Annotated in this window: 9 protein-coding genes; 3 read left to right on the top strand and 6 right to left on the bottom strand. The window is 39.4% G+C overall.

The genetic code is table 11. From position 1 onward, the window contains the following. Positions 1-295: 295 nt before the first annotated feature. The 5 genes from CNQ82_RS02070 to CNQ82_RS02050 form a co-directional block, all read right to left on the bottom strand. A complete protein-coding gene (locus CNQ82_RS02070; RefSeq protein ID WP_123143871.1) occupies positions 296-2,308 on the bottom strand; it encodes an E domain-containing protein in 2,013 nt (670 codons plus the stop codon). After that, a complete protein-coding gene (locus CNQ82_RS13360) occupies positions 2,242-4,857 on the bottom strand; it encodes a pectate lyase-like adhesive domain-containing protein (protein WP_123143870.1) in 2,616 nt (871 codons plus the stop codon). The genes CNQ82_RS02070 and CNQ82_RS13360 overlap by 67 nt, the downstream gene beginning before the upstream one ends. A gap of 247 nt (positions 4,858-5,104) precedes the next feature. After that, entirely contained in the window at positions 5,105-5,947 is an 843-nt protein-coding gene (locus CNQ82_RS02060; RefSeq protein ID WP_164711928.1) for a YSIRK-targeted surface antigen transcriptional regulator, read from the bottom strand. A gap of 491 nt (positions 5,948-6,438) precedes the next feature. Further along, entirely contained in the window at positions 6,439-7,275 is an 837-nt protein-coding gene (locus tag CNQ82_RS02055; RefSeq protein ID WP_123143868.1) for an alpha/beta fold hydrolase, read from the bottom strand. Between the two features lie 122 nt (positions 7,276-7,397). After that, entirely contained in the window at positions 7,398-8,417 is a 1,020-nt protein-coding gene (locus CNQ82_RS02050; RefSeq protein WP_123143867.1) for an amidohydrolase family protein, read from the bottom strand. 242 nt (positions 8,418-8,659) lie between these two features. Here CNQ82_RS02050 and CNQ82_RS02045 point away from each other — a divergent pair, with 242 nt between their 5' ends. The 3 genes from CNQ82_RS02045 to CNQ82_RS02035 all read left to right on the top strand — a co-directional run bounded on the left by CNQ82_RS02045 (position 8,660) and on the right by CNQ82_RS02035 (position 10,984). Beyond that, positions 8,660-8,917, top strand: a complete 258-nt coding sequence (locus tag CNQ82_RS02045; protein WP_123143866.1) for a hypothetical protein — start codon at positions 8,660-8,662, stop codon at positions 8,915-8,917. Between the two features lie 174 nt (positions 8,918-9,091). After that, entirely contained in the window at positions 9,092-10,114 is a 1,023-nt protein-coding gene (locus CNQ82_RS02040) for an SDR family NAD(P)-dependent oxidoreductase (protein ID WP_123143865.1), read from the top strand. An 84-nt stretch (positions 10,115-10,198) separates the two neighbouring features. Further along, positions 10,199-10,984, top strand: a complete 786-nt coding sequence (locus CNQ82_RS02035; RefSeq protein WP_123143864.1) for a hypothetical protein — start codon at positions 10,199-10,201, stop codon at positions 10,982-10,984. A gap of 293 nt (positions 10,985-11,277) precedes the next feature. Here CNQ82_RS02035 and CNQ82_RS02030 read toward each other — a convergent pair whose 3' ends face one another. Further along, positions 11,278-12,216, bottom strand: a complete 939-nt coding sequence (locus tag CNQ82_RS02030; protein ID WP_123143863.1) for a PPK2 family polyphosphate kinase — start codon at positions 12,214-12,216, stop codon at positions 11,278-11,280. Positions 12,217-12,426: the final 210 nt, after the last annotated feature.

Here is a 12,426-nt window from a genome sequence, read left to right as displayed (position 1 = left end):
CGTTATAAATTAGTAAGCTATACAACAAAGCTTATAAAACAGTAGTTTTTTTATATTAACGTTCTCTCTATTTATTATCTTTGTTAGTAATGCTATTCCTTATTTAAAATGAATTAATCATAATTCGCGGAAGTAATTCTACATTTTTATCTTTGTGTATATTTTCTATCAAGCTTGATAGAGTTGCAGAGTAGTGGATTTAAAGATGAATTATATAAAAAACAGAGAGACCGTTGGGGTGGTATAACGGTCTCTCTGCAAATTGGTCTATTTATTTAATTGTTAAGCATTAAAATTATAGTTTACGTCTGAATAAAACTAATAATCCCGCTGCTCCAAATAAGGCTGCTAAACCAAGTCCTTTAAAGTCTTTAGACTCACCAGTTTTTGGTAATGCTTTTGCTACATTTTTATGTTTAGGAGTAGCTTTAGCAGGTTTAGTTGGTGTTTCCGGTGTTACAAGTTTTTCCGAAATAGCCGGTTGTTCCGGTGTCGTTGGTACTTCTGAATGTTTCGGCTTATTGATTTTAAAGTTTTCTGTTTCGCATTTATCTTTATTAATAACTTTAGATTCTTTTCCACCGTGTTTAATAACTTTGTCAATCGGTTCTTTAATCACTTTACCTGTTTTTGGATCTTTCAGACCAGGTTTACCAGGGATTACCTTAGTTTCACCTTTAGGTAAATTCGGATCGAACTCGTCCACAGTCTTGTTCGGAATCGGGTCTCCGCCTTTTTTCACCACTTCATCGATCGGATCTTTGATGATTTCGCCTGTCTTCGGATCTTTCAATCCTGGTACGCCCGGTGTTACTTTCTCTTGGCCTGCCGGCAAGTTAGGGTCGAACTCTGTGCGTGTGCCCGGTGCGATTTCTTCCGGCGCATAGTTGATGATTTCGTCCACCGGAGGTGTTATTTCGACTTTCGGTTCTCCTTTGCCGATAACTTCTTTCGTCAACGGATTCACCAATGTAGGTGTTGTTGTTTTCTTAACGCCGTCTTTGCCTTCTTGGACTACTTTATTTTCGCTGCCCGGTGTCATCTTAGGATCCAATTCGGATTTCGTACCATGCGGAATCACTTCTTCTGTGACTTCGGCGTCGCCTTCAACCGGTCCGTGCTTGATAACCGTATTTACCGGCGGTGTTACTACTTCTCCTGTTATCGGATTCTTCACGCCCGGTTTGCCAGGCACTTCTTGCGTTTCCCCTGCTGGGACATTCGGATCGAATTCATCCACTGTTTTGTTCGGAATCGGGTCTCCGCCTTTTTTCACCACTTCATCGATCGGATCTTTGATGATTTCACCTGTTTTCGGATCCTTCAATCCTGGTACGCCCGGAGTTACTTCTTCTTCGCCTGCCGGCAAGTTAGGGTCGAACTCTGTGCGTGTGCCCGGTGCGATTTCTTCCGGCGCATAGTTGATGATTTCATTCACCGGCGTTGTTGTTTCGACTACCGGAGTGCCTTCGCCGACTTTTTCTCCTGTCAATGGATTTTTAAAGATCGGCGTTGTTGTTTTCTTGTTGCCGTCTTTGCCTTCTTGGACTACTTTGTCTTCGCTGCCCGGTGTCATCTTAGGATCCAGCACCGTTTGTGTTGTGTGCGGAATCGGTTCATTCGTTACTTCCGGTGTGCCTTCAACCGGTCCGTGCTTGATCACTGTATCTACCGGTGGTGTTACTACTTCGCCTGTTACCGGATTCTTCACGCCCGGTTTGCCTGGTACTTCTTGTGTTTCACCTGCTGGGACATTCGGATCGAATTCATCCACTGTTTTGTTCGGAATCGGGTCTCCGCCTTTTTTCACGACTTTATCGATCGGATCTTTGATGATTTCACCTGTTTTCGGATCCTTCAATCCTGGTACACCCGGTGTTACTTCTTCTTCGCCTGCCGGCAAGTTAGGGTCGAACTCTGTGCGTGTGCCCGGTGCGATTTCTTCCGGGGCATAGTTGATGATTTCATTCACCGGCGGTGTTGTTTCGACTACCGGAGTGCCTTCGCCGACTTTTTCTCCTGTCAATGGATTTTTAAAGATCGGCGTTGTTGTTTTCTTAACGCCGTCTTTGCCTTCTTGGACTACTTTGTCTTCGCTGCCCGGTGTCATCTTAGGATCCAGCACTGTTTGTGTTGTGTGCGGAATCGGTTCATTCGTTACTTCCGGTGTGCCTTCAACCGGTCCGTGCTTGATCACTGTATCTACCGGCGGTGTTACTACTTCGCCTGTTACCGGATTCTTCACGCCCGGTTTGCCTGGTACTTCTTGTGTTTCACCTGCTGGGACATTCGGATCGAATTCATCCACTGTTTTGTTCGGAATCGGGTCTCCGCTTTTTTCACCACTTCATCGATCGGATCTTTGATGATTTCGCCTGTTTTCGGATCTTTCAATCCTGGTACGCCCGGCGTTACTTTTTCTTGGCCTGCCGGCAAGTTCGGATCGAACTCTGTACGTGTGCCCGGTGCGATTTCTTCCGGTGCATAGTTGATGATTTTGTCCACTGGTGGCGTTGTCTCGACTACAGGAGTGCCTTCGCTGACTTTTTCACCTGTAATTGAATTAACAAAAATAGGTGTCGTTGTTTTTCTATTACCATCTTTACCTTCTTGAACAACTTTATCTTCGCTGCCAGGTTTCATTTTCGGATCTAATTTTATTTTTGTTTCAAACGGGATTTTTTCATTCTTTATTTCTGGTGTACCCTCAACTGTTTTAGCTTCAGGATTTTCAGAACTATTACTAATTAACACTAAACGCTGTGCATAATTCAAGTTTAAGTCACTCAATGGAGTACCCGATTTACTCACTGCTGTTGATTCTTTTTGGTTATAAGTCGGAACGCCAGTATTGAAGCCCTCTTGTTCTGCTCTAAGATCTACTACATTGTCCCAGACATTTGTAGCATCTTCACTTTGATCTGGATTACTAAATACTTTTGGTGCCCAAGTTTTTGCAATATAAGATCCATTCCACTGGAAGTATCCTGGTGAAGCTGGATCCATAAATATTAAGTTCGGTTTAACACCATTTGGACTTTCACCGCTAGTAACTGTACTTGTTTTTTGCAAGTTTACGTAATACGCATTGTCAAAAACATATTTACGTTCTGCATTTGTTCCTCCTAATGGAATAGAGATAACTTCTGCATAATAATCTCTGTTATCTGTTCTTAAATCTAAGGTTGCATTATCAGCAACATGTAATAATGCAGTTTCATTACCCACCGCATTTATATTTACTAAATCATTATAAGCTCCAACTTGTGTCTTCGTATCTGGATTCCATTGATGATTTTTAGCGTCGAGTAGTAACTTTGCATGATCGTCAATTAAAATTTGAGAATTCCCATCAAGACCAATTAAATTATTAGATTGCCAATCTCCTACACGATGACCATCTGAATTTGCAATAAACTGAGATTTAGAGGCTACTTCAAAAGTACTTCCTTTGCCCATATTTACTATGTTGCCATTTCCTTTTTGGTTTACTGTAACTTGAGAATTTGTTCCAGTATCAAAAGTGGCATTATTACCAAAATCAAAAATATTTTGGCCAGTTACATCTACTTTAGAATTATCTCCAAATAATAAAGAACTATTATTTCCTAATTTGAATGCAGTGTTGCCATTTAATACTCCCCAAGGATTAGCAGTCGTAGTATTAACATTAATTTGAGAATCTGTGCCAGAAGTAATTGTTCCTCCGTCACTAACACGTAATGCATTACCTAGTCCTTTACGCTCAACAGTAACAGTTGCTTCTTGATCAATATTAATGTTTTTAGCCCCAATATTAGATCTATTTACCGCATTATCATTACTTATTGAGTTAACCTTACCTTCTAAATTAACAGTTAAATTATTATTGATATCAGTATCATCAATCAAATTATTTCCTGTATGATTTACATCTTTGAAAGTAACAATATTATTAGAGTTAGGACTAGGAGCAAAATTAATTAACCCATTAATATTGTTCGTTTTAATATCACTATTTTGGATTGTCAAATCCCAGTTTCTACTAGTAACTGGAACATCTACATAATAGTTACTTGAATCTAATGTGTGCCCAGCTCCATCTATAACTACTTTTCTACCAGTGTTTGCGTTAAGCATTGCATTTTGATTAGCAGTAATATTTTTAGTCAACTGAATATTAGATACACTTGTATCGTTTAATGCTGATACAATTTGTTCCCAAGTACCAACTTGTTTAGCTGGTTGAGTTTGTAAATTATTTGCAGACAGACTTCTTTTAGCAATTTTCTTTGGTGGTGTAACAAAATCTTGAGTCTCTGCTTTTGCCGGTTCTGTTGCTTGCGCTTCAGATTTTGCAACTTCTGCTTTTGCTGGTTCTGTTGCTTGCGCTTCAGATTTTGCAACTTCTGCTTTTGCTGATTCTGTTGCTTGCGCTTCAGATTTTGCAACTTCTGCTTTTGCTGGTTCTGTTGCTTGCACTTCAGGTTTCGCAACTTCTGCTTTTGCTGGTTCTGTTGCTTGCGCTTCAGGTTTCGCAACTTCTGCTTTTGCTGGTTCTGATACTTGCGCTTCAGGTTTCGCAACTTCCGCTTTTGCTGGTTCTGTTGCTTGCGCTTCAGGTTTCGCAACTTCCGCTTTTGCTGGTTCTGTTGCTTGTGCTTCAGGTTTCGCAACTTCTGCTTTTCCTGACTCTGGTACTTGTGCTACCGCCGGATTTACATCCACTGTATTTTCAGCTGCTTCTGCTTCGTTTGCGTTTAAATATAGTACTCCGCCAATTAATATTGAAGCTACGCCAACACTAAATTTTCGAATCGAGAATTTATTCAATTTTTGCTGTAAAAACATTTTTTCGGTCTTTCTTCTCTTCGACATTTAATAACCTCCACATATTTATAATCCTTAAAGCTTAAGATACACGAAATAAAGCTCAGCTAATTTGATTGGTGACTGTTTTTTATCGGAGAACATCACTTTAAAAAATTCTAACTAAGGGTACACTGACAGAATAGTTAGTTTTTTCATTTAAATTAGCTGGCCTCTAGTAAAGGTTATTAAAAACAATTAATAAAAGATTGTACATTATGATGAAAAATGTACAATCCTAATATTTTTTATACTATCATTTATTTTTATTCTCTCTTTTATATTCTGTAGGAGTCATTCCAGTTTCTTTTTTAAATTTTTTACAAAAATGAGAAGAATCAGCAAAACCTAGCATTTGAGAAATATCACTTATACTTAAATCATGAAAAAGTAATTTTTTTGCATCCTCCATTTTTGATTTTGTAAGATATTTTTTCACTGTTATTCCAATTTCATTTTTAAATGTAAGATTTAAGGTAGTCTGACTTACATTAAATTCTTTTGCTATTGAAGCTAATGAAATATCTTGATATAAGTTGTTATTTATATATTGTAAAATAGTTGTCATAAAAGGAGATAAATTTTCCTCTACTATTTTTTCTATTTTTTTAGCAAACAATAGTATTGCTCCGTTTCTCACTTTAATGATTTCATCGGTGTCTCTTGCTTTTTCATTGTCTGTGATTAATTGATCTCGTACTCTGGTAGACTCAATTTCGTCTAAACCTGATTCAATAGCTAACTGTGATAATTTTTCAAAAATAATAATTGAGTAATTTTTTTCGTTGCGTAGTAAATCTTTGGTGTATGGTGACATTATTTCTACTCCTAAATTTTGTAAAGAATTTTTCACAAATTCAAAGTTACCTTTTTTAACTAAATTCAAAATACGATTTTCGAATTGTAGCTTTTGCTTTTCATGATCATTATTAACATAAAAAAATTTATTCAAGTCAGCTTCTTCTACTTTTTCGTTAAGTTTACCGATATAAGTATAAAGGTGATGTCCATACCCCTGTATGTCGAAGATTGAATCAAATATACTCGTATCTATGTCTAAACATAAATGAAGTGACTTTAATATAGTTTTTTCTTTCATTTCTAATAATATACCTCCAATAAAGAAGCAACGACATAAAACCATACATCATTATCATAATATTTAAACTAAACAATTAATTGTATCTTTTGATGAAAATTGTATGTTTGAATTATACAATTGTGTTTGAGTAATTAATTTGTAATGAAGTAATTACTTTATAATCTTGACTTATTACATTAAGTAATATGCTTTGTCTCATAATATGCCTTCAACTTATATATGAAAAAAATTTACAAAGTTAATTATTAACAGTCTATGTTCATTCTTCATAAAGCTAACTCTAATAAAATAGCTAAATTCTTAAATTTTAGAAAACTATATAACACAGATATTCATTATAACTAAAACTAAGTTTTTCGCAATACCAATAACAAGTTTTTATATAGCAAAAACGAACCAACGCAAAAAAGGCACTGCCATCTCCCGTCAAAGGAGAGGCAGTGCCTTTTCTTCTATATAAAGGGAAAATTGCTTTCCCGTCTTTCTTTTTATCCCCAGATATCTAACAAGACTTTCGCGAAGCCTTCTGGTTTTTGGACGTAGCCTAGGTGGCCTCCTGGGATTTCCACAATTTTGAGGCCGAGTTCTTTAGCGAGGTATTCGTTGACTTCTTGTGGGAAGGAGTTACGTGAATCGGTACCGTTCAAGAGTGTAATGCGGTCTGTGTATGGTTTCAAGTCTTTGATAGCAATGTCTGATGATGTGTATTGGCGAATTTCGTACATGAACCAGTTCTGCATTTCTTGAACGCGTTGCGCTGAGACTTCTTCGTTATCATCTGATGAATTACCCATCATTTCGCGGTCAATCGGTGCCACATTTAAGTCATCGAAGAATACTTTCATTGCGGCTGGCATGCCGTCTTTTTCTTCGACGTTTACAAGTTCAGTGTTTTTATCTTGCCAGTATTTGGCATCTGGTAAGAAAGTATTAATCGGTGGCTCGTGGAAAGCAATTTTCTTCACAACGTCTGGATGTTCTTTCAAGACGTGCATCGCTACAATTGAACCTGAACTTGAGCCTAAGACGTAAACAGGTGTATCGCCGCTTTCGTGTTTGGCAATCTCTGCGATGTCTTGTGCGTCACGTTTCACACGATATTGGCTGTTCGGACTTGAAACTTCTGCTGGCAGCGGTGCTGTTAAAGTGCTTTGTCCGAAACCGCGACGGTCCACAGCAATGACTGTGAAGTGGTCTGCAAGTTGTTGTGCAAGTGGCATGAAGATGTCTCCTGTACCATTTGCGCCGGGAATCAAAATTAAGACCGGTCCTTTGCCGACTTTATGATAACGGACGTCTGCGCCCGATAATTGTAATGTTTCCATGATTTTGTTCCTCACTTTACTTGATGTTTATTCGTTAATGCTTGCTTTACTGTTCTTAATAAGACGTATTGTCTCATTTATCTTACGGCTTTTCCTGTATATTGCTCATACAGATAGGTTGTTTATTCTTGTTCTGTATCGATGTTAAACAGTTTTTCAGCATTCTTGTATGCAATCTTGGCTTTTTCTTCTTCTGTTAGACCTAATGTGCCTAAGAAAGTCGAAACATTATCCGGGTTAATATAGGGATAGTCTACGGCATATAAAATTTTATCGATGCCGAAATAATGACGCACCATATCGAATTGCGGTTTCGTAAACATACCGCTTGGTGTGATATAGAAGTGCTTTTTGAAATACTCGCTGATCGGCTGTTCTAACTTATTAGTTAAGAGCGCTTGGTCCATACGTTCTAAGAAGAATGGTACAAATTCGCCCCAGTGTCCGATAATCATTTCTAAGTTCGGATAACGGTCGAAAAGTCCTGAGAGTATGAGTCTCACTGCGTGGATGCCCACATCTGTATGCCAACCGTAGCCGAAACAAGCAAAGGTTGCGGACGTCACATCGTCATAGGCAGGACTATCATAATAAGCTTGATAGATTTCAGGCGTTACCGGCGCCGGATGTAAGTAAATCGGCGCGTTCAATTCTGAAGCCGCTTTAAAGATAGGTTCGTATTGCGGATGGTCGAGGAATGTGCCATCTTGCCCACGTCCTGCAATTAACGCACCTTTCATGCCAAGTTCATTCACACAACGGCGGAATTCTTCTGCTGCCGCTTCCGGATCATTTATCGGCAACACCGCAAATCCTTGGAAACGTGTCGGACGTAATTCTACATATTCATGTAATACATCATTACACAAACGACATAATTCAATGGCCTCCTCACCTTTTAAATTAGAAGGTGCGCTGTTTCCATAAGATAAAATTTGCATGCGGATATCATTATCATCCATGAATTTGATGCGGTTTTTATGTTCATCTAAATCATCTTCATGCGCAAATCCCGTTTTCTCTTCTAAGGCTGCCAACATCGTCTTCATCGGTACGCCGTCTGGATCTGGATGAGTAAGTTGCATCATTTTTTCTTGTACATCTTTCAGTATAAAGTGTTCTTCTGTTGTAATACTTTGCATGATTACATCGTCCCTTCCACTAAGTTATCATTCATTCTTTCCCTTTATTGAATGATTAAATCTTTTAATTTTAGATGAAAATTTGAACCTATTTAGCTACTATTTAAAAATTTATATTGCAATATCTAATAGAATCTTATATCTTTAGTGTAAGCGTACTCTCGATAACTGAACACAGTTTAATATGATTAAGTTCAAAATAAAGATGATATAGCAGTTGAATACAACCTGGAGGTAAACGGATGGAGACACAACACAGTCGTGCCCAGGCCCCCGCTTATTTAAGGATTGCATATATTTTAATTTGGGTCAGTTTGGGTCTATTAGTGAGTTTAACGCTCTTAAATCGTTTAGATTTATTTGAAGCTGCGCAGCACATTCTATTATTTAAAGGTGTCCGCCTCTTATTAATCGGCAGTATTGTCGTAACAATCTGGAAACGTCACAAAGCTTTATCGCTGATCGGTATATTAATGATGGTAGTGGTCACAATTCAATAATAGTGTTTCACGTAGAACAACGACAGGCTTGCTGGGGATTTCCTAGTGGGTCTTTTTTTGTTTAGAGGCACTCTTTTCTTCTCCCCCTTTCCAAGTTTTTCTTTTCCTGAAAAATAATTCTGGGTAATTCGGGAATCTAGTAGAGAAATGACTTTGAAGGTGAGGTTTGTTGGAATGGTAAATCATGTGTTGGTAACTGGCGGCTCGGGTTTCTTGGGCATGCGTATTGTGGCGGAATTGTTGAAGCAGGGTGATGTGGTGCGTACGACGTTGCGTTCGTTGAAGAAGCAGCCTCAGGTATTGGATGCGTTGAATGATAATGGAGTCCCTACGGAAAATTTGAGTTTCGTGGTGGCTGATTTGTCGAGTGACGAGAATTGGGATGCTGCGATGGAGGATATTGATGTAGTCATGAGTGTAGCTTCTCCGGTGTTCTTCGGCAAGGTTAAGGATGAAAATGAGGTGATCCGCCCTGCTTTGGAAGGGATTCAGCGGGTGTTGAAGTTTGCGGATGATGCAGAGGTCAAGCGTGTGATTATGACGTCTAATTTCGGCGCGGTCGGTTTCAGTAATTTGGATCAGTCGAGTGTAACGACGGAGGCTGATTGGACGCAAGAGGATCAACCTGGCTTATCGGTGTATGAAAAGTCTAAGTTACTGGCGGAAAAAGCGGCTTGGCAATTTATGGAAAATACTGGGACGGATATGGAGCTGGTGACGATTAATCCTGTGGCTATCTTCGGTCCATCGCTGGATGAGCATATGTCCGGGAGTTTTGAAACAATCAAGTTTATGACGAATGGTGCGGGCAGACTGCCGAATATTGCTTTGAATGTGGTGGATGTGCGTGATGTAGCGGCGATTCATATTTTGGCGATGAAGGTAGAGGAAGTTGCAGGCAAGCGCTTTATTGCAAGTGCGGATGGCAAGATTACGATGCCGGAAATTGCGCAGTTATTGAAGTCGCAACGTCCAGAGGTGTCTGAAAGCGTGAGTACACATGTGATGCCGGATTTCGTGTTGAAAATGAGTGCGCTGTTCAGCAAGCGTGCGAAGGAAGCTAAGTTATTAATGGATATCAATCGCAATATCAGTAATCAGCAAGCGAAAGAGGTGCTGGGCTGGACGCCGATCGCTGATCAAGAGACTGCGATTTTAAATGCGACGGACAGTTTGAAAAAATATAATCTTATCTAAGTTGATATGGGCATACTAATTTTCGGGCGGATATGTTAAAGTAATATAGATATTTTAAGCAGAGCAGAGAGGAGGCGTTTTTAAATGATTAACGGTGATAGATTGCTTTTTTCTATCAATGGTCATGAAGTCCCAGTTGAAGATGTCAATGAGTGGGAGTTTAAACGCTTGAAGAAGAACTTTAAATTTTTCCAAAAACATACGGATGCTGAGATAAGTCCGCAAGTCTCTCAATGGATTGCGAATAAGGATATCCAATCTTTAAATGCTGAGTTGGTCCGCATTAAGATAGATATGGGCTTTGACCGCTTGCGACGTGTGTTGGAGCGCAGATGTCAGATTGGTGATACGATTTCAGGAATTGCGGCGAAATTTGCACGTGGCAAGAGAAAGTTCAGTATTACGGAAATATATGTACCGCATAGTAATTTGAGTCCTGAAGAAGTTATGGACAAAATTACGGAGGTAATGATGGTTCGTAGTGATGCACACGACGCGATTAATGTGGGTTCGAATCCGGATCATTATGTATTGCTCGGTTTAACGCCGACGATTCAAGAGGTCTTGGAAACGACTGGCGGTTCACCGCTTCCTACGCATTTCTATGCGCATTATGGCGACTTGACTGGTTTGCAATCTCGTAAATCTACGGATTATTCTGTGGAATTGGCTGGCGCCGCAAAAGATAAGAAGGGGCATGTGATTGGCGGCATGCGTCATCAGGTGAAGAAAGAAAATGACGGCTTCCGCTTCAAAGCTTTAGTTGAATTCCCGGGCATCTTGCCGGATTCTATGATTAAAGCGCATCAATATCATTTAGCTTGTGAGTTCGGTCACTGGATTACGGCTATTTTAGATGATGTGGAGTAGATGGTGTGTGGTAGGTTCGGGATGGTCGAGTTGCTTTGTACTGCGGGGTTGATGGCATGATGGGTTGAGGGGCGCGGCGAGCGTGGAAGTGTATAGGCGAGTGTGGCGCGCCTTAACACTTTGGCCTCTAACTGTATAGGCAACATGAGCTTGCCTACACACTTTGGACTGAAACTGTATAGGCAACATGAACGCGCCTATACAGTTTTGCCCAAACCTATAAATATTTCCATAAAATGAACTTCAAAAGCGAGGTCCAGGACAAATTAATGTTCCGGTCCTCGCTTTTTCCCCTACTCATTCTCCAATTGTTCGATATATTTATCTAATTCTGCCTTTTCTTCTGCGGTAAATTCAGGAAATTGCGGATTAATTTTTTCTAGGGCTTCTATCATGACTTTGGTAATGACTGCGCGTGCATACCACGGATTATCTGCAGGCAAGACGTACCACGGCGCCCATGAGGTAGAAGTTTCGTTAATCATATCTTGAAAGATTTCTTGGTAATCGTCCCAATGTTGGCGTTCTTTGACATCATTAAATGAGAATTCCCAATTCTTCTTCGGGTCTTTCATGCGTTCGAGCAATCTGTCTCTTTGAGCCTCTTTTGACATATTGAAGAAGAATTTAATGGTATGAAAGCCGTTTTCTTCTAAATAACGCTCGTGGTCGTTGATTTGACGATAGCGCAACTTCCACAAATCCGTGTCGTCTTTAATTTGATCTTTATGTTCTTCTCCTAATAAGTCGTGCACACGTGTGACAATCACATCTTCATAATAAGAACGGTTGAGCAAAGAGATTTCTCCGCGTTCAGGTTTACCACGATGTAACCGCCATAAGTAGTCGTGTTTCTCCTCTTCTTCGCTCGGCTGTCCGAATGAAGTTGTTTTCAGACCTTGTGCATTCAAATTTGAAAAAATATAGCTAATGGCCTCATCTTTACCGGCTGCGTCCATGGCTTGTAATACTACCATGATGCCGTCTTTCTCTTCTGCAAATAATTTCAAATGTAAGTCTTGTAATAAATCGACCAGTTCCGGAATAACTTCATCGCGAAGTTCTGTCTCATTCTCTTGTGTGCTGACTTGGTGTGGGTAATCTTTAAATTTAAATTCTTTTTGTACGGGAACTTTATAATCATTGATATTAATATCCAAGATGTATCTTCCTCTCTTATCTCGTGCTAAGTATTTTATGATTAAGTTCCACTCCGACGACTTTTTAAACATTGCGTTTCTTCCTATTAGAGTGCTAAAGCGTTTTGCACCTCATTCTGATAGCACGTTAAAGTGAAGGTGTGCGCAATCTCTTCAAAATTTTTCTTCTCTCAAAAATTTTTTAATTTTTTTTGGGAGTGAAAAAGGTGTCAAAATAGATTTAAAAATAATTTTTCAGAATAATCAAAAGACTTGATACTATGGGGTTTATAGCCTTTTCAG

Source organism: Staphylococcus debuckii (assembly GCF_003718735.1).
In the GTDB taxonomy this organism is placed as follows: domain Bacteria; phylum Bacillota; class Bacilli; order Staphylococcales; family Staphylococcaceae; genus Staphylococcus; species Staphylococcus debuckii.
This window is presented reverse-complemented; position numbering and strand designations above follow the sequence as displayed.